Origin of the sequence: Streptomyces sp. NPDC059398 (assembly GCF_042751845.1) — a bacterium.
GTDB lineage: Bacteria > Actinomycetota > Actinomycetes > Streptomycetales > Streptomycetaceae > Streptomyces.
In genome coordinates, this window is sequence record NZ_JBHYWP010000060.1 from 1 (window position 1) to 24,861 (window position 24,861).

The window sequence follows — 24,861 nt, forward strand, 5'->3', positions numbered from 1 at the left end:
GTTCTTCTGCTACCGCCCGCACCGAGAAATACCCTCCGAAAATAGTCGGGAGCGTCAGCTGTGTATTAGAGACAGGTCCGGGCCCCGTGCTCACATCGGAGGTGCCTACCGGCCCGTGATCAGAGCTGGTTGCCGACGAAGACGGTCAGGTCGACCAGGCGGTTGGAGTAGCCCCACTCGTTGTCGTACCAGCCGATGACCTTGACGCTCTTGCCCTGGACCATGGTCAGGGAGGAGTCGAAGGTGCAGGACGCCGGCATGTTGACGATGTCCGAGGAGACGATCGGGTCCTCGGTGTAGTCGAGGAGGCCCTTGAGCTGGCCCTCGGATGCCTTCTGGAACGCGGCGTTGACCTCGTCCTTGGTCACCTCGCGCTCCAGCTCGATGACCAGGTCGGTCACGGAGCCGGTCGGGACCGGGACGCGCATCGCGATGCCGTCGAGCTTGCCCTCAAGCTCCGGGATGACCAGCGCGGTGGCCTTGGCGGCGCCCGTGGTGGTCGGAATGATGTTCTCGGCTGCGGCGCGGGCGCGGCGCAGGTCCGAGTGCGGGTAGTCCAGGATGCGCTGGTCGTTGGTGTACGCGTGGACCGTCGTCATCATGCCCTTGACGATGCCGAAGTTCTCCAGGAGGACCTTGGCCATCGGCGCCACACAGTTGGTGGTGCAGGACGCATTGGAGATGACGTGGTGCTTCGCCGGGTCGTACTTGTCCTGGTTGACGCCCATCACGATGGTGATGTCCTCGCCCTTGGCCGGAGCCGAGATGAGGACCTTCTTGGCGCCGCCTGCGATGTGCTTCTCGGCGTCGGCCTTCTTGGTGAAGAAGCCGGTCGACTCGATGACGACGTCGACACCCAGCTGACCCCAGGGGATCTCGGCCGGGTTGCGCTCGGACAGCACCTTGATGGTGTGGCCGTCGACGGTGATGGTGTCTGCGGTGTGGGAGACCTCGGCCTTGAGGCGGCCCAGGATCGTGTCGTACTTCAGCAGATGCGCGGTGGTCGCGGTGTCACCCAGGTCGTTGACAGCCACGATCTCGATGTCTGCACCCTGCTCCAGCAGCGCGCGGAAGTAGTTACGACCGATGCGGCCAAAGCCGTTGATGCCTACGCGGATCGTCACGAACTCGATCTCCTCGTTGGTACGCCGGGTTTCGACGCCACGGCGAGATGTATGGGATGTCCCCGACCGCCTACGACCCTACCTCTCGAAAGGCCCCAGGGTCATATCGAACATGACCGTACGGAAATTCACATGCGGCCACGCACACCCGTACCGACCAGTACATACGCCGGAGCGCGGCCGGGGCTCATACGACGGTGCCGGCACCCATATGGGCACCGGCACCGGCGGGTTGAAATAGCGCGGAAATACCGGAATGCGGAATGCGGCGGGCTTACCGCCGGATCCGGGCCGGTCAGCCGACCAGGCTGTCGTCCATCTCCTCGGAGAGCGTGGACTCCGTCCCGGGGATCCCCAGATCCTGGGCCCGCTTGTCGGCCATGGCCAGCAGCCGGCGGATCCGCCCTGCGACGGCGTCCTTGGTCAGCGGCGGGTCGGCGAGCGCGCCGAGCTCCTCCAGCGAGGCCTGCTTGTGCTCCATCCGCAGCCGGCCGGCCGCCGCGAGGTGCTCGGGCACCTCTTCGGCGAGGATCTCCAGCGCACGGCCCACCCGGGCCCCGGCGGCGACCGCGGCCCGTGCCGAGCGGCGCAGGTTGGCGTCGTCGAAGTTGGCGAGGCGGTTGGCGGTGGCCCGCACCTCGCGGCGCATCCGCCGCTCCTCCCACGCCAGGACGGACTCGTGCGCCCCGAGCCGGGTGAGCAGGGCGCCGATCGCGTCCCCGTCCCGGACGACAACCCGGTCCACACCGCGGACCTCACGCGCCTTGGAGGCGATCTGGAGCCTGCGGGCCGCACCGACCAGGGCGAGCGCCGCCTCGGGCCCGGGGCAGGTCACCTCGAGCGAGGAGGAGCGGCCGGGCTCGGTGAGCGAGCCATGTGCCAGGAAGGCGCCGCGCCAGGCCGCCTCGGCGTCGCAGGTGGCCCCCGAGACCACCTGCGGGGGCAGCCCGCGGATGGGGCGGCCGCGGCCGTCCACCAGACCGGTCTGGCGGGCCAGCTGGTCACCGCCCGCCACGACCCGTACGACATAGCGGCTGCTCCTGCGCAGCCCGCCGGGGGCCATCACGATCAGTTCGGAGTTGTGCCCGAAGATCTCCAGGATGTCGCGCTTGAGCCGGCGCGCCGCCATGGCGGTGTCCAGCTCCGCCTCGATCACAATCCGCCCGCTCACCAGGTGCAGCCCGCCGGCGAACCGAAGAATCGCCGAGACCTCCGCCTTCCTGCAGCAGGTCCGGGTGACGGGGAGCCGGGAGACTTCGTCCTTCACCGCTGCCGTCATCGCCATGGGCCGATCCTTCCATGCATCCGAAAAATACGGTCGTACGCGGCGGCCAGCAGCTCCCTGTCGTGCGTCGGGGAACCGTCGGGCGAGGCCACGGGCGCCAGCTCGACCGCCGCACCGAGCCCTTTGGCTGCTTCGGCGAGACTCGCGCGGTCGGGCACGGCTGCCTCGTCGGCCAGCACCACGTCCAGGGCGAGTTTAGGGGCGTGTCGGGCCAAAACCTCCAAATGACGCTGCGGTGAGAAGCCATCGGTTTCACCGGGTTGCGGCGCGAGATTGAGCGAGAGCACCTTGCGCGCCTTCGTCTCGACCAGTGCGTCGAGCAGTTCGGGCACCAGCAGGTGCGGAATCACCGAGGAGAACCAGGAGCCGGGGCCGAGCACCACCCAGTCCGCGTCGAGGACCGCGGCGACGGCCTCGGGGACGGCCGGCGGGTCGTTCGGCACCAGGTGCACGGACTGGACCTCGCCCGGGGTGAGGGCGACCGTGGCCTGGCCGCGGACGGTGTCGACGTCGTCGGGGCGGGCCGGGTCGTGGCCGCGGACCAGCGCCTGGAGCTCCAGCGGCACGGCGGACATCGGCAGCACCCTGCCGTGCGCGCCGAGCAGTCTGCCGACCAGGTCCAGGGCCTGCACATGGTCGCCGAGCTGCTCCCAGAGGGCGACGATCAGCAGATTGCCGACCGCGTGCTCGTGCAGATCGCCCTTGGACTGGAAGCGGTGCTGGATGACACGCGCCCAGGTCTGGCCCCAGTCGTCGTCCCCGCAGAGCGCGGCGAGCGCCTTGCGCAGATCGCCGGGCGGCAGCACGCCCAGCTCCTCACGGAGCCGGCCGCTGGAGCCGCCGTCGTCGGCGACGGTCACCACGGCGGTCAGATCCCCGGTGATGCGGCGCAGCGCGGCGAGCGAGGCGGAGAGCCCCATCCCGCCGCCGAGCGCGACGACCTTCGGCTGGGTGCCGCGTCTGGTCCGGCCGGGCACCAGCCGTACACGCCGCAGTCTGGCGGCGCCGCGGCCGGTCACTCGCGCCCCATGTCCCGGTGGACGAGCACCGTCTCGATCCCCTCCGACGCCAGCCGGGCGGCGAGCTTCTCGGACATCGCGACCGAGCGGTGCTTGCCGCCGGTACAGCCCACGGCGATCGTCACGTACCGCTTGCCCTCGCGCCGGTAGCCGGTGGCGATGATCTGGAGCAGTTCGCTGTACTGGTTGAGGAACTCCTTGGCGCCCGGCTGGTTGAAGACGTACGCGGACACCTCCTCGTTGAGGCCGGTGAAGGGGCGCAGCTCGGGCACCCAGTGCGGGTTGGGCAGGAACCGGCAGTCGACGACGAGGTCCGCATCGACCGGGAGGCCGTACTTGTAGCCGAAGGACATCACGGTCGCCCGCAGCTCGGGCTCCTCGTCCCCGGCGAACTGGGCGTCCATCTTGGCCCGCAGTTCGTGCACGTTGAGGCTGGAGGTGTCGATCACCAGGTCGGCGTCGCCGCGCAGCTCGCGCAGCAGATCGCGCTCGGCCGCGATGCCGTCGGTGATCCGGCCGTCCCCCTGGAGCGGGTGCGGTCTGCGCACGGATTCGAAGCGGCGCACCAGTGCGTCGTCGGACGACTCCAGGAAGACGATCCGCCGGGTGACCTGCTTGGCCGCGAGGTCCGCGAGGGACTGGCGCAGATTGTCGAAGAAGCGCCGGCCGCGTACATCGACGACCACGGCGATCCGGGCCACATTGCCCTGGGAGCGGGCGCCGAGCTCCACCATGGTGGGGATCAGGGCGGGCGGCAGGTTGTCGACGACGAACCAGCCGAGGTCCTCCAGGCACTTCGCCGCGGTGGAACGTCCGGCGCCGGACATTCCGGAGATGATCACCAGCTCCGGAATGGCCGCTTCCGCGGTCTCCGCCGGTGTGGCCGTGCCCGCGCTGCCCGTACTCACCTGTGCTCCGTCCCGTTCCTGCTCGTCACTCATGTGTGTCGCCCCCGTCGTCTTCCATGATCTCTCCTGTTGCCGTGTTCACGGCAGGTGCGGCCGGGGTGGCCTGTGCCAGCGCCGCGGCCACCGACTCGGCCGTTCTGCGGCCTATGCCGGGCACCTCGCAGATCTGCTCGATGGTGGCCTGCCTCAGCTTCCTGACCGAGCCGAAGTGCTTGATCAGGGCCTGTTTCCTGGTTTCGCCCAGACCGGCCACCGAGTCGAGCGGGCTCGCCTTGAAGCGCTTGGCCCGCTTGGCCCGCTGGTAGGTGATGGCGAAGCGGTGGGCCTCGTCACGCACCCGCTGGAGCAGATAGAGCCCTTCGCTGGACCGGGGCAGCACCACCGGGTCCTCGTCGTCGGGGAGCCAGACCTCCTCAAGGCGCTTGGCCAGACCGCAGACGGCGACATCGTCGATGCCCAGCTCGTCCAGGGCGCGCTTCGCTGCCGCCACCTGGGGCCGGCCGCCGTCGACCACCACCAGCTGGGGCGGGTACGCGAACCGCTTGGGGCGGCCGTCGTCCTCGACCGCGTCGGCGGCCTGCTCCTCGGTCCACTCCCCCGTGCGCTCCTTCTCCTGGAGATACCGCCGGAAGCGCCGGGTGATCACCTCGTGCATGGACCGGACGTCGTCCTGGCCCTCGAACCCCTTGATCTGGAAGCGGCGGTACTCCCCCTTGCGGGCCAGGCCGTCCTCGAAGACCACCATCGACGCCACCACGTCGTCGCCCTGGAGATGCGAGATGTCGTAGCACTCGATCCGCAGCGGCGCGCTGTCCAGCGCGAGCGCGGCGGCGATCTCCTCCAGGGCCCGGGAGCGGGTGGTGAGGTCGGATGCGCGCTTCGTCTTGTGCAGCACCAGCGCCTGCTGGGCGTTGCGCTGGACGGTCGCCATCAGGTCCTTCTTGTCGCCGCGCTGCGGGATGCGCAGCGAGACATGCGAACCCCGGCGGTCGGCGAGCCACTGGGTGACGGCGTCGGGCTGCTCCGGGAGGGCCGGAACCAGCACCTCCTTGGGCACACCCTCGCCCTTCTCCTCGCCGTACAGCTGCTGGAGCGCGTGCTCGACCAGGCCGGAGGTCTCCACCGCCTCCACCTTGTCGGTCACCCAGCCGCGCTGGCCGCGGACCCGGCCGCCCCTGACGTGGAAGATCTGGACGGCGGCCTCCAGCTCGTCCTCGGCGACGGCGATCAGGTCGGCGTCGGTGGCGTCGTTGAAGACGACCGCGTTCTTCTCCAGGGCGCGCTTGAGCGCCTCTATGTCGTCGCGGAGCCTGGCCGCCTTCTCGTACTCCATCTCCTCGGCCGCGTCCCGCATCTCCTGCTCGATACGGCGTATGTACGCACCGGTGCGCCCAGCCATGAAGTCGCAGAATTCCTCGGCCAGTTCACGGTGCTCCTCGGGGGTGACACGGCCCACGCAGGGCGCCGAGCACTTGCCGATGTAGCCGAGGAGGCAGGGGCGGCCGATCTGCGCGGAGCGTTTGAACACCCCGGCGGAGCAGGTGCGGACCGGGAAGACGCGGAGCATCAGGTCGACGGTCTCGCGGATGGCCCAGGCATGGCCGTAGGGGCCGAAGTACCGCACGCCCTTCTTCTTGGGGCCGCGCATTACCTGCACCCGGGGGAATTCCTCGTTCAGCGTCACCGCGAGGGACGGGTAGCTCTTGTCGTCGCGGTACTTGACGTTGAAACGGGGGTCGAACTCCTTGATCCAGGAGTATTCGAGCTGCAGCGCCTCGACCTCGGTGGAGACCACCGTCCACTCGACGGACGCGGCCGTGGTGACCATCGTGCGGGTGCGCGGATGGAGATGGGCCAGGTCCTGGAAGTACGAGGAGAGGCGCGGGCGCAGGCTCTTCGCCTTCCCTACGTAGATCACCCGGCGGTGCTCGTCGCGGAATTTGTAGACCCCCGGGGAGTCGGGGATCTGTCCCGGCTTGGGGCGGTAACTGGAGGGGTCTGCCATGCCTCCCACCCTACTGGCGGTGACTGACAGTGCGGGGCCAGCACGGGTGGCGTCAGGCGATCCTGTCGGCGCCCGGGGTGGCGTCGGGCACCTTGCCTGTCGGGCCCGCGGGTGGCGTCAGGCCTTCTTGTCGGGGCCCGCGATCAGTTTTCCGCCGACCACCTTGACCGGGACGTCGGCGAGCGGGCGGCTGGCGGGCCCCTGCAGCACCTTGCCGGTCGTGACGTCGAAGCGGCTGCCGTGGCAGGGGCAGATGCCGACCTTGCCCTCGATCTTCTGCAGGGGGCAGTTCTGGTGCGTGCACCGCGACCAGAGCGCCTTGTACGCATCGGCGCTCGGCCGGCTCACGAGCAGGAACTGGTCCCGGTAGTACTTGACTCCCCCGACCGGCACGGCGTCCGCGGCGCCGAGGTCGACGGGCTTGTCGGGCCCCGACGACTTGTCGCCGCCGCCCGAGCAGCCGGTGAGCCCGAGCCCCGCGGCCCCCGCCAGGGCGGCTCCCATGAGGACGGAACGACGGGCGGGGGGCAGACCGGACATGGGGGTTTCACTTTCGGCAGGCATCGGCGACGGATCCGACCATACCGGTGGAGATCCCCGGGCCCGCAGGCGGTGTTTGCAGCATTTACGGGCCCGGGAACTTCGGCTACGTTCGGGATCTGTGATCATCGTCGCCGGAGAGTCCCTGATCGACCTGGTGCCGCAGCACGCCGCCGCACCCGGTGAACCCTTGCCCGCACTGCTGCCACGGCTGGGCGGCGGGCCCTACAACACGGCTGTCGCCCTGGGGCGGCTCGGCGCCCGGGTGGGGTTCTGCTCACGGGTCTCCACCGACACCTTCGGCGAGGCACTGCTCGACGGGCTGCGGACGGCCGGGGCGGATCTCTCCCTCGTCCAGCGCGGCCCGGAGCCGACGACGCTCGCGGTGGCCTCGCTGAGTACCGACGGTTCCGCCGGATTCGGTTTCTACGCCGAGGGCAGCGCGGACCGGCTCTTCGAGCTTCCGGACCAACTGCCTTCCGAGGTACGGGCACTGTCCCTCGGCACCTGTTCGCTGGTGCTCGAACCGGGCGCGAGCGCATACGAGGCGCTGCTGCGGCGGGAGGCGGCGCGCGGGGTGTTCACCCTGCTCGACCCGAACATCAGGGCGGGGCTGATCCAGGACGGTGACGCCTACCGGAAGCGGTTCAGGGACTGGCTGCCCGACGTCACCCTGCTGAAGCTGTCCGAGGAGGACGCCCAGTGGCTCGGCGGCACCCCGGAGGAGTGGCTCGACGCGGGGGTGCAGGCGGTGGTGGTCACCCACGGCGGTGACGGTCTGACCGTACGGACCCGGGCGGGCGGCGCCTACGCGGTCCCCGGTACGGCGGTCGACGTGGTGGACACGATCGGTGCGGGCGACACGGTGAACGCGGCGCTGCTGCACGGTCTCGCGGAGCGGGACGCGCTGTCGGCGGCTGCGACGGCGGCCCTGTCCGGCGACGACTGGGCCCGCGTCCTGGGTTTCGCGGCGCGTGCGGCCGCGGTGACCTGCTCACGTACGGGCGCCGAGCCGCCGTACGCGCGGGAGTTGAAGGCTTAGGACTGGCTCAGGGCCCCTGGTCCGGAGGCCGGGAGCCAGGGGCCCGGCGCGGACTAACGCCCTGGGGCCAGGCCGGGTTGCGTCAGCAGGAAGGTGCGCACCGCGGACCGGAACCCCTCCGGGTCGTCTGCCCAGGGCAGGTGGCCCGCGCCGGGCAGCACGACCCGCTCGGCCCGCGGCAGGGCGCTCGCCAGGGAGTCCATGGCCGAGCGCGGACGGAGGTCGCGGTCACCGTCCACGATCAGTACGGGGACGTCCAGCTCCGCACAGCGTGCGCGCAGGGCCGGGGTGCCCCAGTTCCGGCGGTTCTCCGCATTGATGGTGTCGTTGGCCGTCTCGTTGACCCCGTACCAGGGCGTGGCCATCCGCTCGGCGAGCCGGTGGGCGCGGGCCCCGTCCTGGAACTCCGCCGACCACCGCAGCACGGCGCCGTCCCGGCCGTCCAGCCTCTGCCACCCTTCCGGTTGCCCGGCCATGGCCCGGTGGAACGCCCGGACGAACTCGGGGTGCCAGGTCTCCACCGGATCGATACCGGTGCCGGACACCTGGATGAGCGCGCCGACCCGGCCGGGGTGCTCCAGCGCGTAGCACAGGGCGAGCTGGGCACCCCAGGAGTGGCCGAGCAGCGCCATCCGGTCGAGGCCGAAGTGGCGGCGGACCGCTTCGAGGTCGGCGACCGAGCGGGCCACCGTGTACGGGCCGTCGGAAGGGCCCGAGCGGCCGCACCCCCGCTGGTCCCAGCGGTGCACGGCATACCCGGGCAGCAGATCCGCGACGTCCTCAAGGGTGTCCCACAAGCCGGGACCGCCGTGGCAGAACACCACGGGCGGGCCCGCACCCCGGCGCACGGCCCAGAGCCGTGCGCCATCATCGGTCCGTATCCCTGTCACCGCTGCACCCCCGTCGCCATCCGGAGCCCGGTCGGCTCCCGGCGGCCCGACCCCGTCACGAAGCGCGGCGCGTACGCGGCACCTTCTTCGCCACTGCTTTCTTGGCCGCTGCCTTCTTCGTCGCTGCCTTCTTGGGCGTGGTCTCCTTGGTCGCCGCCGTTTTGACCGCCGCCGTCTTGACCGCCGTCTTCCTGGCCGCGCCCGCCTTCCCGGCTGGTGCCTTCGGCGCCGCCTTCTCCGCTGCGGCCCTCTTCAAAGCCGCCCTCTTCGCCGGTGCCTTCCCGCCCGGAGCGGCGTCGCTGATCCGCTCGCTGTCCAGGATGTCCCGGAGGAACTTCCCGGTGTGGCTGGCGGGGACCCCGGCAACCTGCTCCGGAGTGCCTTCCGCGATGACCAGGCCACCGCCGCTGCCACCCTCGGGGCCCATGTCCACGACCCAGTCGGCGGTCTTGACGACATCCAGGTTGTGCTCGATGACGATCACCGAGTTGCCCTTGTCGACCAGGCCCGACAGCACATTGATGAGCTTGCTGATGTCCTCGAAGTGAAGGCCCGTCGTCGGCTCGTCCAGGACATAGACGGTGCGGCCGGTGGAGCGCTTCTGCAGCTCGCTCGCCAGCTTCACCCGCTGTGCCTCGCCGCCCGACAGCGTCGGCGCGGACTGCCCGAGCCTGACGTAGCCGAGGCCCACCTCGTTGAGCGTGCGCAGATGACGCGCGATCGTCGGGACGGCCTCGAAGAAGTCCAGGCCCTCCTCGATCGGCATGTCCAGGACCTCGGCGATGGACTTGCCCTTGTAGTGGACCTCAAGGGTCTCCCGGTTGTAGCGCGCCCCGTGGCAGACCTCGCACGGGACGTACACATCCGGCAGGAAATTCATCTCGATCTTGATCGTGCCGTCGCCCGAGCAGTTCTCGCAGCGGCCGCCCTTGACGTTGAAGGAGAAGCGCCCCGGCAGATAACCGCGGACCTTGGCCTCCATCGTCTCGGCGAAGAGCCTGCGCACATGGTCGAAGACCCCGGTGTACGTAGCCGGGTTGGACCGGGGGGTACGGCCGATGGGCGACTGGTCGACGTGGACGACCTTGTCGACCAGGTCGTCGCCGTCGACCCGGGTGTGCCGGCCGGGGACGGTACGCGCGCCGTTGAGCTCCCGCGCGAGGTGGGTGTAGAGGATGTCGTTGACCAGGGTCGACTTGCCGGATCCGGAGACACCGGTGACCGCTGTCAGCACGCCCAGCGGGAAGGACACATCGATGTCCTGGAGGTTGTTCTCCCGGGCGCCGTGCACCGTCAGCCGCCGCCCCGGGTCCACCGGCCTGCGCACGTCCGGGATCGGGATGGCGCGCTTACCTGCCAGATACTGGCCGGTCAGGGACTCCTCGTTGGTGAGGAGCTCCTTCAGCGACCCGGAGTGCACGACCTTGCCGCCGTGCTCACCGGCGCCGGGGCCGATGTCCACGACCCAGTCGGCGACCTTGATGGTGTCCTCGTCGTGCTCCACGACGATCAAGGTGTTGCCCATGTCGCGGAGGCGGACGAGCGTCTCGATGAGGCGGTGGTTGTCGCGCTGGTGCAGCCCGATGGACGGCTCGTCCAGTACGTACAGCACACCGACAAGACCGGAGCCGATCTGGGTGGCCAGCCTGATGCGCTGCGCCTCACCACCGGAGAGGGTGCCGGCCGCGCGGTTGAGCGAGAGGTAGTCGAGACCGACGTCGACCAGGAACCTCAGCCGTTCGTTGACCTCCTTGAGCACCCGCTCGGCGATCTTCTTGTCGCGCGCGTTGAGCCGCAGCCGGCCCAGGAAGTCCGCGCACTCGCTGATCGACATGGCGGCGACATCGGCGATGGACTTCTCCATCACCGTCACCGCCAGGACGATCGGCTTCAGCCGGGTGCCCTCACAGGTCGGGCAGGGCACCTCGCGCATATAGCCCTCGAAGCGCTCCCGGCTGGAGTCGCTCTCGGCCTCCGAGTGCCGCCGCTTGACGAAGGGCACCACGCCCTCGAAGGAGGTCGTGTAGGCGCGCTCCCGGCCGTACCGGTTGCGGTAGCGGACCTCGATCTGGGTCTTGTGGCCGTACAGCAGAGCCTTTCTGGCGCGCTGCGGCAGCCCGGCCCAGGGGATGTCGGTCCGGAATCCGAGCTCGTCGGAGAGCGCGCCGACCAGCCGTGCGAAGTACTCCTTGGTGTGGCCGTGCGACCACGGGGAGATCGCTCCCTCGTCGAGTGACTTGTCCTCGTCCGGGATGATCAGCTCGGGATCGACCTCCATCCGGGTCCCGATGCCGGTGCAGTCGGGGCAGGCTCCGAAGGGCGAGTTGAACGAGAAGGAGCGCGGCTCCAGCTCCTCGAAGGACAGGTCGTCGTAGGCGCAGTAGAGGTGCTCGGAGTACATCCGCTCACGCTCGGGGTCGTCCGCGGGCAGATCGACGAAGTCCAGGATGACCATGCCGCCGGCCAGTCCGAGCGCCGTCTCGACGGAGTCGGTGAGGCGGCGCTTGGCGCTGTCCTTCACGGTGAGGCGGTCGATGACCACCTCGATGGTGTGCTTCTCCTGCTTCTTGAGCTTGGGCGGCTCGGCGAGCTGGATCGTCTCGCCGTCCACCCGGGCGCGGCTGTACCCCTTGGTCTGGAGATCGGAGAAGAGGTCGACGAACTCGCCCTTGCGCTCCCGCACGAGCGGCGAGAGCACCTGGAAGCGGCTGCCCTCGGGCAGTTCGAGGACCTTGTCGACGATGGCCTGCGGGGACTGGCGCGAGATGGGCCTGCCGCACTGGGGACAGTGCGGCTTGCCGATGCGCGCGAAGAGCAGACGCAGGTAGTCGTAGACCTCGGTGATCGTGCCCACGGTCGAGCGCGGGTTGCGCGAGGTGGACTTCTGGTCGATCGAGACAGCGGGGGACAGGCCCTCGATGAAGTCCACATCGGGCTTGTCCATCTGCCCGAGGAACTGCCGGGCGTACGAGGAGAGCGACTCGACATAGCGGCGCTGCCCCTCGGCGAAGATCGTGTCGAACGCGAGGGATGACTTGCCCGATCCGGAGAGCCCCGTGAAGACGATCAGGGAGTCACGCGGGAGGTCGATCGAGACGTTTTTGAGATTGTGCTCGCGAGCGCCACGAATGATGAGACGGTCGGCCACGCCGGTCCGCACCTTTCTGAGAGAAGAAGCAGGGGCGGAGCCCCCTCCCCAGGGTATGGGGGGCGCCTCAGCGATGTCGGGTGATGGGTTGTTGGATGTCTCTCACGAGCCTATAGCACGCGCATTCGATTACCGGCCTTCGGTAAAGAGCTTCACCCAAAGGAGTGGCGGGGCCTATCGTCAGCCGCATGATCGATCACGCGCGCGACCTGAGATCCCTGGACGAGGCGACCGAACGGCTCCTGGCCTCGGCCGCCGGACTGGACAACGCCGCAGTGGCGGAACCGTCACGGCTCCCCGGCTGGTCCCGCGGACATGTGCTCGCCCATCTCTCCCGTAACGCCGACGCGGTCGGAAATGTTCTCGCCGGGCTGCCGATGTACGCGTCCGCCGAAGCCCGCGACGCCGACATCGAGCGTGACGCCCACCGTCCGCTCACCGCGCAGCTCGCGGATGTACGGGAGAGCGCGGCCCGGCTCCGTGGGCGCGCGTCCCAGCCCGCCGACTGGTCGCGCACTGTGACCCTGCGTAACGGTGTCACCGACACGGCTGCCGGTATCCCCTTCCGTCGGTGGGTCGAGATCGAGCTGCACCACGTCGACCTCGGAATCGGCTACGAGCTGGCGGACCTCTCCGCTGAATTCACCGAGCGGGAGATCGCCTTCCTGCGGGAGCGCTTCTCCGCCGATCCCGCGGTGGCCGGGGTGACGGGACCCGACACGGCTCTGCTGGGCTGGCTGTCGGGACGCGGCGACGGCCAGGGGCTGACGGCTTCCGGCGGTGGCGCGCTGCCGGTCCTGCCCTCGCTCTAGAAGGACGTACGGCGGCGGTCCCCGCCCCGGGCCGCCGCTCTAGACTCGGCACCATGACGTACAGCGGAGTGGTGAAGGTCGGCGGCCCGGCGGACGTACACGAGCTGACAGCTCTGATGATCTCCAAGGTCGCGGTGGGCCCGATGAACAACAACGCGTATCTGCTGCGCTGCCGGGAGACCGGTCAGCAGCTGCTGATCGACGCGGCCAACGACACCGCGACGCTGCTGCAGCTGATCGGGGCCGACTCCATCGCCTCCGTGGCCACCACCCACCGCCACGGCGACCACTGGCAGTCCCTGCAGGAGGTCGTGGACGCCACGGGCGCCCGCACCTACGCCGGGCGGTACGACGCCGGGGGCATCCCGGTCGCCACGGATGTGCCCGTGGAGGACGGTGACACGATCCGGGTGGGCCGGGTCGAGCTGAACGCCCGCCGGCTGATCGGCCACACCCCCGGCTCCCTCGTGCTCATCTACGACGACCCGCACGGCCACCCGCATGTCTTCACCGGTGACTGCCTTTTCCCGGGGGGCGTCGGGAACACCCATGGCGACCCGGAAGCGTTCACCAGCCTGCTCGACGGTGTCGAGGAGAAGCTCTTCGACCGGCTCTCGGACGAGAGCTGGGTCTATCCGGGGCACGGCCATGACACCACGCTGGGCGACGAGCGCCCGCATCTCGGAGAGTGGCGCGCCCGCGGCTGGTGAGCCGCAGGCGCGCGTACGCCCTCTCAACCGGGCCGGCCGGAGCCTCTCCCCCCCGACCGGCCCGGTCAGGCCGGGCCCCGCCGTCAGACGTCGATCCGGTCCTTGCCCGGTGCCTCGGCCTCCTCGGCAGCCTGCTTCCGTCCGGCGATGAGACTGGTCACCGTGGTGACGGCCAGCACGCCGCAGATGACCGCGAGCGAGACCGGAACGGAGATCTCCGGGACAGGCACCCCCGACTCGTGCAGCGCGTGCAGCAGCAGCTTGACGCCGATGAAGCCGAGGATGACCGACAGCCCGTAGCTCAGGTGCACCAGCTTCTTCAGCAGGCCGCCTATGAGGAAGTACAGCTGGCGCAGCCCCATGAGGGCGAAGGCGTTGGCCGTGAAGACGATGTACGGGTCCTGGGTGAGGCCGAAGATCGCGGGGATCGAGTCCATCGCGAACAGCACGTCCGTGGTGCCGATGGCGAGCATCACGACCATCAGCGGGGTCATGATCCGCTTGCCGTTCCGCTCGATGAAGAGCCTGGTCCCGTGGTACCGGTCGGCCACGCCGAGACGTCGCTCGACCGACTTGAGAAGGCGGTTCTCCTCGAACTCCTCTTCCTCCGCGTCCGATCGCGCTTCCTTGATCAGCTTCCAGGCGGTGTAGATCAGGAACGCGCCGAAGAGGAAGAAGACCCACGAGAAGCTCGCGATGATCGCCGCGCCGGCCGCGATGAAGACCGCGCGGAGCACCAGGGCGATCAGGACGCCGAGCAGCAGCACCCGCTGCTGAAGGTGGGAAGGGACCGAGAACTTCGCCATGATCAGGATGAAGACGAAGAGGTTGTCGACGCTCAGCGACTTCTCGGTGATGAAGCCGGCGAAGAACTCGCCGGACGCCTGGCCGCTGCCGAATAGCAGCAGCCCGAGGCCGAAGAGGGCGGCCAGGACGATCCAGACCGCGGTCCAGACTCCGGCCTCCTTGACGGACACGTCGTGGGGCTTGCGGCCGATCACGAAGTCGACCGCGATCAGTGCGCCCAGACCAAGAATGGTCAGCGCCCACAGGGTCAGTGAAACGTCCATCACGCCTCCGGCGATTGCTACGGCTACTTGATCAGCGTCGTCGCTGCCGGAGGTCTCTTCCACCCGTGCCGGACGGACCGGTACGCCGGGCCGGCGCCCCGGGGCCCTGACAGGTCCGTACTGACGGGTGCGCCGCACTTGGGGAGTACTCCCCTCCGCACCAAGAACAGTACAAGGAACACCAAGGGATAGTAAAGGGATTGGTAAGGGTAATTCAAAGACGCAGGTCAGCGCCTTGGGAAAGCGAGGGCCCTGGGAAAGCGAGGGGCTCAAGTACAGGAACAGGAGGACGGGGACGGCCGGCGGGACCCGGTCCTGGTCGGGCCATACCGGGCGGGCCGAGACGGTCAGGCGGTCCCGGTCAGGACCGGCGGGCCGCCGCGACCTGGTCCAGTACCGTCCGGAGCACCGCGCTGCCCGGCGGCGGCAGCGAGGGCTCAAAGGTCCAGGCATGCCCGACCCAGGGATCGGCGATGTGGTCGTCCGGCACCGGAGTGATCCGCAGGAAGGAGCGCCACAGGGGATCGAGCACCGGGCCGTACCCCCGCGCGTCCTCCCGGTCCGCGACCATCAGCAGATGGACCCCGGCAGCGGGCCCCTCGTCGGCCAGGTAGCGCAGGTGGGTGAGGGCCCGGTCGTCGAACCCGTGCGGGAAGTCATTGACGATCAACAGCTGCTCCGCCGTGTCCAGATCCGGCGGCAGGGAGTCGGCCGCGCCCCCGCGGACCGCCATCTGCGCCAGATCCACCCGCCGCACCAACTCCGCGAGGACAGCGGCCACCCCCTGAGCACCGGTGGCCGGGGGCGCGCCGAGCACTCCGGAGCCGGTCAGGGGAGCCAGCGGTCCGGCGCCCGAACCCGCCGGGTCGATCACCCGGACGGTGAACTCCCCCGCCGGGTGCACGGCCAGCAGCCGGGCCGCGTGGGCGACAGCGGTGTCCATGGCGCGCGTACGCAGCGCGGCGGAATCAAGATCCGCCGCGGATCCGGTCCGGCCGCTGTCGACCCAGAGCCCGCGCTCAAGCGGCAGCCGTACCAGCATCGGAATCCGCAGCGCGGGCCGGACCGGCAGATGCAGATCGCCGACGCGCAGCGCCGACGGTGGCTGCGTCGGCACCCGGTACCCGTGCCAGACCGGGTGGTCCCAGCGGGCGAAGGCCGGGGCCAGGGCAGGTTCGACCACCCGGGACTCGGCCGTCAGCTGATCGAGATCCCGGTCGAGCACCTCCCTTGCCCGAGCCGCCAGCCCGTCCCGCTTCTCCTGGGCCTGCCGCCGTGCTTCGGCGCCCGCGGATCCGGTACGGCCGCGCGGGTCGGAGAGGGCGTCGGAGGTCTCGCGCTCCAGGCGTGAGTCGGCGAAGTCGACGGCGCTGCGGTACGCGGCCGCAGTACGGGCCAGGTCCTCGAACATGCCCCGGACCTGGTTGTACAGACGCTCCTCCATGGACCAGCCGTTGGCGTCGCCCGCGACGGGCTGGGGCTGCTCCCCCGGCCGGGGGCGGGGAACCGCCGGGGATGGCGCCGGGGGCGCGGGGCGCTGCCGGCGGGGGTGCGTGTAGTCGACCGGGCCTGCGAGACGTCCGCCGGTCCCGGTACCACCGGGCCCCTCGACCGGTACGGGGCGCGTGGGCGGCGGCGTGGCGGCGGGAGGGCCCGCATCCGCGTCGCGGCCGGTGGGAGCTGTCCTGTCTCCCTGCGCGGGACGCGGTGGGCCCGTCGATGCGGCGTGCGCTGCGTCGCCCACGGCCGCGGTGCGGATCGTGTCCGCCAGCGCTCCGGCACCCGGCAGCCCCTGGTCACCGAGCAGGTCGGCGAGGCCGCCCGCGTATCCCTGGCCGACGGCACGGACCTTCCACGCCCCCTGTCTGCGGTAGAGCTCCAGGGCGATGACCGCGGACTCGGCACCGAGTCCGGTGAGGGTGTAGCTGACGATCTCCGCGCCGTCCGGCCCCATGACAGCGGTGAACGGCGCGGCGAGGGAGCCGAACGAAGGGGGCCCGCCGGTGGCTGCGGGCAGTGCCAGCAGGACGTTCACCCGGTGTACGGCCTCCGGCAGCGACTCCAGGTCCACCGTGAGCCGATGGTCCGGCGCCGTCCGCCGTGACACTTCGAGACCGGGCAGCCGCGGGAAGCCGGGGTGGGCGACCCACTCCGGGCCACGGACCCTTCCCTGCACGTCACTCAGGACCGCGCCGGTGAGAACCGGCCTCCCTGCCGACACCCGGATCTCCAGTCGGACCGGGGGCAGGGGGTGGTTCTGTCCGCGGACCAGCTCGGCCGTCATCGCGCGTGTCCCCTCGTCGCGTCGCGGTGTGTCAGCTTGTGGTTCCGGCGGCCTCTGAAGAGGTCTGAACAGCCAGTTCTGAACAGGCAGTTCCCGGCAGCCCAAGGCCGCCGGGAACCGATCGCGCGCTCTTCGGGCGCCGGGTGGTGACGCCTACAGGTGCGGCAGGATCGCGGGCATCAGGTCCTGGAACGTACGGCCGTTGGCCGGGTTGCCGATGGCCGTCATCTGCCAGCTGCCGCCCGCGCGGTGCACCTTCGCCATGATCTGGGCGGTGAACTGGCCGCCGCCGTCGAGCGTGTAGCGGGCGAGCTCTTCACCGTTGGTCTCGTCGACGATGCGGCAGAAGGCGTTCTGCACCTCCTGGAACGTCTGGCCGGTGAAGGAGTTCACCGTGAAGACGATCTGGTCGATGTGGACGGGGACCCGCGCGAGGTCGACAAGGATCGCCTCGTCGTCGCCGCCCTGACCCGCGCCGCCGACCAGGTTGTCACCGGTGTGCTGCACCGAGCCGTCGTCGCTGACGAGGTGGCGGAAGAACACCACGTCCACCGGCTGCTTGTCGGCGAAGAGCACCGCCGACGCGTCGAGGTCGATCTCCCGGGTGCGCGATCCGAACAGGCCACGGCGCGGCGCCGCCTGCCAGCCGAGTCCCATCCGCACCGCGGTCAGGGTGCCCCCGTCGTTCTTCTGCAGGCTGATGGCCTGCCCCTTGGTCAGATTGACACCAGGGCCCTTGGCAAAATTGGCCGTCACGCGCTGTCCCTTCTTCCTGTTTCCCCACGTTTTCCCCGCACCCTACGCAGACACGCGGACATCGCAGGAGGGCCGGGGCTCTTTTGTGTCGTTGTTGCAACAACTGTCGTTCTGGCCGCATCGGGCCGGGCGAGTCCGCAACGGGTCAGGCCAGCCCGCCCTCCTTCATCTGGCGCAGCTCCTTCTTCAGTTCACCGACTTCGTCACGGAGCCGGGCGGCCACCTCGAACTGCAGATCCGCGGCAGCGGCGCGCATCCGCTCGGTCATCTCCTCGATGATTCCGGCCAGTTCCTCGGCGGGGCGGTCGGTCGGGACCGCCTTCGCACCCTTCGCGGCCTTGCCGCCCTTTGCCGCCGCGCCACCGAGCGCGGGGACCGGGGCGGTCGGCTGCTTGCCGTCCTTCGCCTTGCGGTAGCCCGTGCCGAGCAGCTGCTCGGTATCGACCTCCTCGCGGGCGATCGTCGCGACGATGTCGTTGATCTTCTTGCGCAGCGGCTGCGGGTCGAGGCCGCGCTCCTTGTTGTACGCGACCTGCTTCTCACGGCGGCGGTTGGTCTCCTCGATGGCCTTCTCCATCGCCGGGGTGACCCGGTCCGCATACATATGGACCTGCCCGGAGACGTTCCGCGCGGCACGGCCGATCGTCTGGATCAGGGACGTGCCCGACCGGAGGAAGCCCTCCTTGTCGGCGTCGAGGATGGCCACCAGCGACACCTCGGGGAGGTCGAGACCCTCACGCAGCAGGTTGATGCCGACCAGTACGTCGTACTCCCCGGCCCGCAGCTCGCGCAGCAGCTCGATACGGCGCAGGGTGTCCACATCGCTGTGCAGATAGCGCACCTGGATACCCAAGTTGAGGAAGTAGTCGGTGAGATCCTCGGCCATCTTCTTGGTGAGGGTGGTGACCAGGACCCGCTCGTCCTTCTCGGTACGCGTACGGATCTCGTGGACCAGGTCGTCGATCTGCCCCTCGGTGGGCTTGACCACGACCTCGGGGTCGACGAGTCCGGTGGGGCGGATGATCTGCTCCACGAAGCCGTCGCCCCGGGAGAGTTCGTAGTTGCCCGGCGTGGCGGAGAGGTAGACGGTCTGCCCGATCCGCTTCTGGAACTCCTCCCACTTCAGTGGCCTGTTGTCCAGGGCGGAGGGCAGCCGGAAGCCGTGGTCGACGAGGGTGCGCTTGCGGGAGGCGTCGCCCTCGTACATCGCACCGATCTGCGGAACCGTGACATGCGACTCGTCCAGGACCAGGAGAAAGTCCTCGGGGAAGTAGTCGAGCAGGGTGTTGGGCGCCGTGCCGGGATCGCGGCCGTCGAAGTGCATCGAGTAGTTCTCGACGCCGGAGCAGCTGCCGATCTGGCGCAGCATCTCCAGGTCGTAGGTGGTGCGCATGCGCAGTCGCTGGGACTCCAGCATCTTGCCCTGCTTGTCCAGCTCCGCGAGCCGCTCCTCCAGCTCCTTCTCGATCCCGTTGACCGCCTTCTCCATGCGCTCCGGGCCCGCCACGTAGTGCGTCGCGGGGAAGACGTAGAGGGACTGGTCCTCGCTGATGATCTCGCCGGTGAGCGGGTGCAGCGTGGAGAGCGCCTCGATCTCGTCGCCGAACATCTCGATCCGGACGGCGAGCTCCTCGTACACCGGGAAGATCTCGATGGTGTCGCCGCGCACCCGGAAGGTGCCCCGTGTGAACGCCGTGTCGTTGCGGGTGTACTGGATGTCGACGAACCGGCGCAGCAGCTCGTCCCGGTCCACCTCCTGGCCGACCTTGAGGGAGACCATCCGGTCCACGTACTCCTGGGGTGTGCCCAGGCCGTAGATGCAGGAGACGGAGGCGACCACGACCACGTCGCGACGGGTGAGCAGTGAGTTCGTGGCCGAATGGCGGAGGCGCTCGACCTCCTCGTTGATCGAGGAGTCCTTCTCGATGTACGTATCGGACTGCGGGACGTACGCCTCGGGCTGGTAGTAGTCGTAGTACGAGACGAAGTACTCGACGGCGTTGTTGGGGAGCAGCTCGCGGAACTCGTTCGCCAGCTGGGCGGCGAGCGTCTTGTTCGGCGCCATCACGAGCGTGGGGCGCTGCAGCTTCTCGATCATCCAGGCAGTGGTCGCCGACTTGCCGGTACCGGTCGCACCGAGCAGGACGACATCCTTCTCACCTGCACGGATACGCTTGTCGAGCTCGGCGATGGCCGTCGGCTGGTCACCGCTGGGCTGGTAGGGACTGACGACCTCGAAAGGCGCCACCGTGCGTTCGATCTTGGAAACGGGCCGCATGCAACCACCGTACGACCACCCACTGACAACCGGGTCCCTTCGCCGTCCGGGCCACGCTGTCGGTGGGCCGCCGTACGGTGGGGGACGTGGAGAACGAAACGCAAAGTGTCGAGTGGGTCACGGTCGGCAGCGCCATCGGTCCGCTGCTCCTGGCCGCGAGCGGCCGGGGCCTGGTCACGGTCGTCTTCCATGCCGTCCCCGCGGTGCGCCGCAGGGCGCTGGAGCGGCTGGCCGCCCGGTTCGCGGCCCCGCCCGTTGAGGACCCGGAATCGCCGCGGCTGGCCGAGCCCATACGCCAGCTCGCCGCCTATTTCGACGGCGGGCTGCGCACCTTCACCCTGCCGCTGGACTGGTCGCTTTCCGCCGGGTTCAACCGCCAGGTGCTGCGGGAGCTGGCGGCCGGGGTGCCCTACGGGTCGGTGGTGGGGTACGGCGATCTCGCCGCCCGGGTGGGCCGGCCGGGGGCCGCGCAGGCGGTGGGTGTCGCGATGGCGTCGAACCCGCTGCCCGTGGTGGTGCCCTGCCATCGCGTGGTGGAGAGCGACGGCGGCCTGGGCGGGTTCGGCGGCGGCCCGGAGACGAAGCGGCAGCTCCTGGCACTGGAGGGCGTTCTCCCGCAGCCTCTGTTCTGACCGGTCCGCTCCGGATCGCTTCGGCCCGCCGCGGCCCCCTGGCGTCCGGCGGGCCGGCCGCCCCGCGGGCGGGCGCGGCCGGGATGTTCCGCGGCCGGAGCCCAAGGGCTTCAGAGGCTGATGTGGTACGCCTTGCGCAGCGTCTCGTGGACGGTCCAGGTCGTACGGTCGCCCTCCCGCAGCACACAGGCGTCACCGGGGCCGATCCGCATCGTCTCGCCACCTTCGACGGCGACGGTCGCCCGCCCGCTGACGACGACGAACAGTTCGTTGGCCTCGGTGTCGGTCACCACTCCGGGCGTGATCTGCCAGATCCCGCGCAGCTGCGTGCCGTCCGGGGACTCCCACAGGACCTTTCCGGTGACCACCGGGTCTCCGGAGACGATCTGTGCGGCGTCGAGCGGTTCGGGCTCCAGCTCGGCATCCGGTATGTGCACGGCGAAGGAGGCGGGGGTCTGATCAGTTGTCGTCATGGCGGGCAACCTTAGCGACCAGGACGGGCTGGAAGAATCCGGTGTCCACGGGGGCGTGCCAGCCGGTCTCCGTGAAGCCCGCGGCCTCCGCGAATCCCGCCGTCTCGGCCGGGGCCAGCGCCCAGTAGGTGGCGCGCCGGGTCCGGGTCGCCCAGGTGCCGTCCCCGGGCAGCAGCTGGAAGTGCTCCAGGTCGTAGCGTTCGCCGTCCGGGTGCCAGTGCCACAGCTGGAAGGTGATGGTCCTGCCGCCGTCCGGTCCCACCGCCACCTGGGGCGCAGTGGACTGCGGCTGTTCGCGGCGCAGTTGCTCGTACGGCCGGGTGGACAGCAGAAGCAGCCCGCCGGGCCGCAGCACCCTGCGCATCTCGCCCAGTGCGGCCCGTACGTCGTGGGGCGTCAGCAGGTGGGGCAGCGAGTTGTCGGCACAGACGACGAGGTCGAAGGAGGCGCTCCGGAAGGGCAGTGCGCGCATATCGGCGGCGCACGCGGCGAACGGCAGCCCGCGCGCGGCTGCTTCACGGGCGGCCCGTGCGGTGGCCACCGGGCTGAGATCACTGCCGGTGACCCGGTGCCCGTGCGCCGCGAGTCCGAGCGCCTGGGTGCCGATGCCACAGGCGCAGTCGAGAACGTCGCGGCCGCCCGGACCGAGCGCCGCGGAGGCCAGCGTGTCGAGGGCGGCCCCCTGCCGCGCGACGGCGGCATCCCAGTCCGCGTACACCGCGTCGTAATCGGCGGCGAGTTCGTCGTAGAAGCGCCGGGTCGGGTGCATGGTGCGCAGGTTATCGGGGCGCGGACAGGGACGCTCAGCCGATTGTCAGTGGTGGCGTCTAGCTTGGAATCAGTGGAGACCGGCCGGAGGGGGCCGGTCCTTGGGGAGGGGTGTGCCGTGGTTGCTGTGGGGTCGGGAGAGACGACATATCTGGAGCTTTCCCAGGAGGGCGCCGGAGCGCACAAGTTCTACGAAGTGACCGTCAGCGGGACGACGGTGGCCGTGCGGTACGGACGGATCGGCGCGGACGGCCAGCGCCAGGTCGCGTCCTTCCCGACCCCGGCCAAGGCTCAGGCCGCGGCGGCCAAGAAGGTGGGCGAGAAGGTCCGGAAGGGGTATGCACCGGCCGTGCGGGGGCAGCGGGCGGCGCGCGCGGTGACGCGCCGCCAGGTGACATCCGCTCCCTCGACGGCACGGGCCACGGCCCCCGTCCTCTGGCGCTTCCGTACCGGCACTTCGGCGTTCGGGATCCACATCGACACGGACCACTGCTGGGTGGGCAATCAGCACGGCGATGTCTACACACTCGGCCACGACGGCGAGGTGCTGTCCCGCTTCTCGCTGCCGGACGGCGTCAAGTGCCTGGTCGCTGACGACTTCTGGATCTACGCGGGCTGTGATGACGGCAAGGTGTACGACCTGTCGTCCAAAGTGCCCTTCGCCGCCTACGAGATCGCGGAGGACATGGACATCTTCTGGCTGGACATCCACGAGGGCGTGCTGCACGTGTCGGACCGCAGCGGCGGCCTCACGGTCATCGACCACGAGGACGAGTTCCAGTGGTCGCGCCGCTCCAAGGGCAGCAATGCCTGGATGGTCCGGGCCGACGACCATGCGGTCTACCACGGACACACCCGGGGTGTGACGGCGTACGCGGCGGACGGCAGCGGCGAGTTGTGGCACACGGACACCCACGGCGGAGTGCTGTTCGGCTGGCAGGAGGAGGCATCCGTGTACGCCGGCACCGGCCGGCAAGTGGTCGAGCGGCTCTCCAAGGCGACCGGCCGCAGCGAGGCCAGGTACCAGTGCGACGCGGCCGTGTACTCGTGCGCGACATCCGCCGACGGCGAGTATGTCTTCGCGGGCGACCTGGCCTCGTCCGTCTACTGCTTCACCTCGGACGGCACCCGGCTGTGGAAGCTGGGTACGGGCGGCGGCTCGGCGCTCTCCATGCAGTACCACGAAGAGAAGCTCTATATCGTCACCACCGACGGCTCACTGGCCTGCATCGACGCGAGCGAGACAGCGATCACGGCGGCACAGGGCGGGAGTCTCCCGGTCGCCGTGGATGTGAAGCAGGCTGCCGCGCTGCCCACCTACACACCGATGGCCGACGTGGCCACGGTAAGCGCGCTGCCCGCGCCGGGCGCCGGGGTCGTCGTGGAGTGTGTGCAGGCCGGCGGCAGGCTGCGGGTCCAGGTGGTGTCGGACGGCTATGAGCCTGCCTGGCATGTGCAGTTCCCCCGGGGCATACGACAGGCGGGCGCCCGCTATGTGGTGGATGCCCTGCACCCCTCGTCGGGTGGCTTCTACCGGGTACGGGGCGAGATAAAGCGCCTGGTCTAGGGGTTCTGCTCTCCGAGTTCTCCGATGCTCCGAGTCCGGGTCCGGGTCCGGGGGATCTGTCCGGATCAGGCCGGTGGGCCGGACCAGGCAAGGTGGTCGGGATGATCTGCCCGGATGACGACATCCGCGGTCTCCGCGGGGCAGACCTCTTCCTCGTACCGCTGGAAGGCGGGCAGCGTCCACTGCTCGTCCGATCCGGTACGGCGCTGGAGTGCGCCCGGCGAAAGCCGGAGATGGATGCCCAGATCGAAGGGAAACCAGTGTCCGAAGAGCAGCGGTCCCTGCACGATGAGTACCGCGCCCTCCGGCAGCTGCTGGTACGGGCTGCGGGTGGCGCGGTCGGTCACCGGATCCCAGAGTTCGGGCAGCACACGTCCGCTGCCGCCCGCCTCTAGTGGGCCGAAGACCTCGCGCCAGAGCGCGCCGACGTCGAACCAGCCGCTGTAGTACGCGTCCGGGTCCCGCTTCCCGTACTCGTACCGCAGCGAGGCCGGGCGCAGGAAGCCCTGTGTACTGACCACCTGGACGGATCGGCCGCGCAGCCGCAGCCCTTCGGCGACAGCGGCGGCCAGCTCTCCCGTGGGCGCGGCAGGTGCACCGTCCAGCGCGATCTTGGGCCACGGACCACCGTCCGATGCCTTCAGTTCGTCGGCGCTCCGGACCAGAGCACCGGCCAGCCGTTCCCAGGAGATCGCTTCGAGTCGCACCCGTTCATCATGACCTGTTCATCACGGCCTGTTCACCGTCCCCCTTCCCCGAACCGGGCCTCTACGATCAGCCCCATGAATCTGGAATTCGCACAGAGGTTCGCTGCGGAGTGGCGGGAGGACTGGAACTCGCACGACTTGGAGCGCATTCTCGCGCACTACCACGAGGACGTGACCTTCAGTTCGCCGATGATCGCGCGCTTCAACGGTGACGCATCGGGGACGGTCCGGGGCAAGGACGAGCTGCGTGCGTACTGGCGGACGGGGCTCGCCCGTATCCCGGATCTGCACTTCGATGCCATGGACGTACGGGCAGTGGTGGATTCGCTCGTGATCGACTACCGGAACCAGATCGGCGGGCGGGTCTACGAGGTGCTGACCTTCCGGGACGGTCTGGTGATCGCGGGTTTCGGTGCGTACGGACCGGTCCTCGCCGTCGAGGAGTAGGGCATGGAGCGGGCCCGGAGGTATGTCCAACCTCCGGGCCCTGGTGATGCCGCCCCACTGCACACGCCGGTACGTTTGAGAGCACAGGTCAGCTGTTACGTCATCGCGCTCTGCCATTGAGCTACCGCCCCGGGAAGAGGGGCGGGCCGGGGTCGAACCGGCAACCGACGACCAAGCCCGTGCCCGGTCGGGCCGGCGATGGGCGGCGCATACTGAATCTGGAGCGAGAGTCTGAGGCAGAACGCGGCTCATGCCGCTGCATCACGACGAACTTCAGTTTCAGTTTGCGCTCCTCGCGCGCCCCCCGGGGCCCCGCCGGCGGGCCGCGGGGGGGGGTTGGCCTCCCCGGGAGTCACCCCCCCCGGGTCTCTCTCACACCCACGCCCCCCCCCTCAC

21 protein-coding genes are annotated in these 24,861 nt (G+C 69.8%); 6 read left to right on the forward strand and 15 right to left on the reverse strand.

Annotated features, from left to right (window positions below):
• Nucleotides 1-119: 119 nt before the first annotated feature.
• The 6 genes from gap to ACFXBC_RS21130 all read right to left on the reverse strand — a co-directional run bounded on the left by gap (nucleotide 120) and on the right by ACFXBC_RS21130 (nucleotide 6,881).
• Complete coding sequence (gap, locus tag ACFXBC_RS21105) at nucleotides 120-1,124, reverse strand: type I glyceraldehyde-3-phosphate dehydrogenase (RefSeq protein ID WP_385026386.1); 1,005 nt, start codon at nucleotides 1,122-1,124, stop codon at nucleotides 120-122.
• Nucleotides 1,125-1,419: 295 nt separating this feature from the next.
• Entirely contained in the window at nucleotides 1,420-2,409 is a 990-nt protein-coding gene (gene whiA, locus ACFXBC_RS21110) for a DNA-binding protein WhiA (protein WP_385026389.1), read from the reverse strand.
• Entirely contained in the window at nucleotides 2,400-3,428 is a 1,029-nt protein-coding gene (gene yvcK / locus ACFXBC_RS21115; RefSeq protein ID WP_385026392.1) for a uridine diphosphate-N-acetylglucosamine-binding protein YvcK, read from the reverse strand. The genes whiA and yvcK overlap by 10 nt, the downstream gene beginning before the upstream one ends.
• A complete protein-coding gene (gene rapZ, locus ACFXBC_RS21120; protein ID WP_385026395.1) occupies nucleotides 3,425-4,369 on the reverse strand; it encodes an RNase adapter RapZ in 945 nt (314 codons plus the stop codon). Before rapZ ends, yvcK begins: the two co-directional genes overlap by 4 nt.
• Entirely contained in the window at nucleotides 4,362-6,341 is a 1,980-nt protein-coding gene (uvrC, locus tag ACFXBC_RS21125) for an excinuclease ABC subunit UvrC (RefSeq protein WP_385026398.1), read from the reverse strand. Before uvrC ends, rapZ begins: the two co-directional genes overlap by 8 nt.
• Before the next feature lie 117 nt (nucleotides 6,342-6,458).
• Nucleotides 6,459-6,881: a Rieske (2Fe-2S) protein gene (locus ACFXBC_RS21130; protein ID WP_385026401.1), complete on the reverse strand. Its 423-nt coding sequence runs from the start codon at nucleotides 6,879-6,881 to the stop codon at nucleotides 6,459-6,461.
• 121 nt (nucleotides 6,882-7,002) lie between these two features.
• On the opposite strand from ACFXBC_RS21130, the gene ACFXBC_RS21135 reads away from it, so the two are divergent.
• Entirely contained in the window at nucleotides 7,003-7,923 is a 921-nt protein-coding gene (locus tag ACFXBC_RS21135) for a carbohydrate kinase (protein WP_385026404.1), read from the forward strand.
• Between the two features lie 53 nt (nucleotides 7,924-7,976).
• Here ACFXBC_RS21135 and ACFXBC_RS21140 read toward each other — a convergent pair whose 3' ends face one another.
• Nucleotides 7,977-8,813: an alpha/beta fold hydrolase gene (locus ACFXBC_RS21140; protein WP_385026407.1), complete on the reverse strand. Its 837-nt coding sequence runs from the start codon at nucleotides 8,811-8,813 to the stop codon at nucleotides 7,977-7,979.
• A 55-nt stretch (nucleotides 8,814-8,868) separates the two neighbouring features.
• A complete protein-coding gene (uvrA, locus tag ACFXBC_RS21145; protein ID WP_385026410.1) occupies nucleotides 8,869-11,961 on the reverse strand; it encodes an excinuclease ABC subunit UvrA in 3,093 nt (1,030 codons plus the stop codon).
• Nucleotides 11,962-12,149: 188 nt separating this feature from the next.
• On the opposite strand from uvrA, the gene ACFXBC_RS21150 reads away from it, so the two are divergent.
• Together ACFXBC_RS21150 and ACFXBC_RS21155 are read left to right on the forward strand one after the other, a co-directional pair.
• Entirely contained in the window at nucleotides 12,150-12,773 is a 624-nt protein-coding gene (locus tag ACFXBC_RS21150; protein WP_385026413.1) for a maleylpyruvate isomerase family mycothiol-dependent enzyme, read from the forward strand.
• Nucleotides 12,774-12,826: 53 nt separating this feature from the next.
• On the forward strand, nucleotides 12,827-13,483 hold the full coding sequence (locus ACFXBC_RS21155; RefSeq protein WP_385026416.1) for an MBL fold metallo-hydrolase: 657 nt from the start codon (nucleotides 12,827-12,829) through the stop codon (nucleotides 13,481-13,483).
• 83 nt (nucleotides 13,484-13,566) lie between these two features.
• Here the strand turns inward: ACFXBC_RS21155 and ACFXBC_RS21160 are convergent, their stop codons facing one another.
• The 4 genes from ACFXBC_RS21160 to uvrB form a co-directional block, all read right to left on the reverse strand.
• Nucleotides 13,567-14,553: a TerC/Alx family metal homeostasis membrane protein gene (locus ACFXBC_RS21160; protein ID WP_385026419.1), complete on the reverse strand. Its 987-nt coding sequence runs from the start codon at nucleotides 14,551-14,553 to the stop codon at nucleotides 13,567-13,569.
• A gap of 361 nt (nucleotides 14,554-14,914) precedes the next feature.
• Entirely contained in the window at nucleotides 14,915-16,837 is a 1,923-nt protein-coding gene (locus ACFXBC_RS21165; protein WP_385026422.1) for a TerD family protein, read from the reverse strand.
• Between the two features lie 153 nt (nucleotides 16,838-16,990).
• Nucleotides 16,991-17,557, reverse strand: coding sequence for a TerD family protein (locus tag ACFXBC_RS21170; protein WP_385026487.1), 567 nt, complete (start codon nucleotides 17,555-17,557; stop codon nucleotides 16,991-16,993).
• 181 nt (nucleotides 17,558-17,738) lie between these two features.
• Entirely contained in the window at nucleotides 17,739-19,871 is a 2,133-nt protein-coding gene (gene uvrB, locus ACFXBC_RS21175) for an excinuclease ABC subunit UvrB (protein WP_385026425.1), read from the reverse strand.
• A gap of 62 nt (nucleotides 19,872-19,933) precedes the next feature.
• Between uvrB and ACFXBC_RS21180 the strand changes: the two genes are divergently transcribed.
• Nucleotides 19,934-20,503, forward strand: coding sequence for a methylated-DNA--[protein]-cysteine S-methyltransferase (locus tag ACFXBC_RS21180; RefSeq protein WP_385026428.1), 570 nt, complete (start codon nucleotides 19,934-19,936; stop codon nucleotides 20,501-20,503).
• 110 nt (nucleotides 20,504-20,613) lie between these two features.
• Here ACFXBC_RS21180 and ACFXBC_RS21185 read toward each other — a convergent pair whose 3' ends face one another.
• The gene (locus ACFXBC_RS21185) at nucleotides 20,614-20,976 is read right to left on the reverse strand and encodes a cupin domain-containing protein (protein WP_385026431.1); all 363 of its coding nucleotides are present in this window, start codon (nucleotides 20,974-20,976) and stop codon (nucleotides 20,614-20,616) included.
• Complete coding sequence (locus ACFXBC_RS21190) at nucleotides 20,963-21,745, reverse strand: class I SAM-dependent methyltransferase (protein ID WP_385026434.1); 783 nt, start codon at nucleotides 21,743-21,745, stop codon at nucleotides 20,963-20,965. Before ACFXBC_RS21190 ends, ACFXBC_RS21185 begins: the two co-directional genes overlap by 14 nt.
• 117 nt (nucleotides 21,746-21,862) lie before the next feature.
• Here ACFXBC_RS21190 and ACFXBC_RS21195 point away from each other — a divergent pair, with 117 nt between their 5' ends.
• Complete coding sequence (locus ACFXBC_RS21195; RefSeq protein ID WP_385026437.1) at nucleotides 21,863-23,311, forward strand: WGR domain-containing protein; 1,449 nt, start codon at nucleotides 21,863-21,865, stop codon at nucleotides 23,309-23,311.
• A gap of 65 nt (nucleotides 23,312-23,376) precedes the next feature.
• On the opposite strand, the gene ACFXBC_RS21200 is transcribed toward ACFXBC_RS21195, so the two are convergent.
• Nucleotides 23,377-24,018 (reverse strand): uridine kinase, encoded by a 642-nt coding sequence (locus tag ACFXBC_RS21200; RefSeq protein ID WP_385026440.1) that lies wholly within the window; start codon nucleotides 24,016-24,018, stop codon nucleotides 23,377-23,379.
• A gap of 75 nt (nucleotides 24,019-24,093) precedes the next feature.
• On the opposite strand from ACFXBC_RS21200, the gene ACFXBC_RS21205 reads away from it, so the two are divergent.
• A complete protein-coding gene (locus tag ACFXBC_RS21205; protein WP_385026443.1) occupies nucleotides 24,094-24,465 on the forward strand; it encodes a nuclear transport factor 2 family protein in 372 nt (123 codons plus the stop codon).
• Nucleotides 24,466-24,861 lie beyond the last annotated feature (396 nt).

Coding starts and splice junctions, on each gene's coding strand:
- ACFXBC_RS21130 (WP_385026401.1), bottom strand. CDS start 6,881: ATGTCCGGTCTGCCCCCCGCCCGTCGTTCCGTCCTCATGGGAGCCGCC.
- ACFXBC_RS21185 (WP_385026431.1), bottom strand. CDS start 20,976: ATGACGACAACTGATCAGACCCCCGCCTCCTTCGCCGTGCACATACCG.
- ACFXBC_RS21160 (WP_385026419.1), bottom strand. CDS start 14,553: ATGGACGTTTCACTGACCCTGTGGGCGCTGACCATTCTTGGTCTGGGC.
- ACFXBC_RS21190 (WP_385026434.1), bottom strand. CDS start 21,745: ATGCACCCGACCCGGCGCTTCTACGACGAACTCGCCGCCGATTACGAC.
- ACFXBC_RS21150 (WP_385026413.1), top strand. CDS start 12,150: ATGATCGATCACGCGCGCGACCTGAGATCCCTGGACGAGGCGACCGAA.
- uvrB (WP_385026425.1), bottom strand. CDS start 19,871: ATGCGGCCCGTTTCCAAGATCGAACGCACGGTGGCGCCTTTCGAGGTC.
- ACFXBC_RS21205 (WP_385026443.1), top strand. CDS start 24,094: ATGAATCTGGAATTCGCACAGAGGTTCGCTGCGGAGTGGCGGGAGGAC.
- uvrC (WP_385026398.1), bottom strand. CDS start 6,341: ATGGCAGACCCCTCCAGTTACCGCCCCAAGCCGGGACAGATCCCCGAC.
- rapZ (WP_385026395.1), bottom strand. CDS start 4,369: ATGAGTGACGAGCAGGAACGGGACGGAGCACAGGTGAGTACGGGCAGC.
- ACFXBC_RS21165 (WP_385026422.1), bottom strand. CDS start 16,837: ATGACGGCCGAGCTGGTCCGCGGACAGAACCACCCCCTGCCCCCGGTC.
- ACFXBC_RS21155 (WP_385026416.1), top strand. CDS start 12,827: ATGACGTACAGCGGAGTGGTGAAGGTCGGCGGCCCGGCGGACGTACAC.
- whiA (WP_385026389.1), bottom strand. CDS start 2,409: ATGGCGATGACGGCAGCGGTGAAGGACGAAGTCTCCCGGCTCCCCGTC.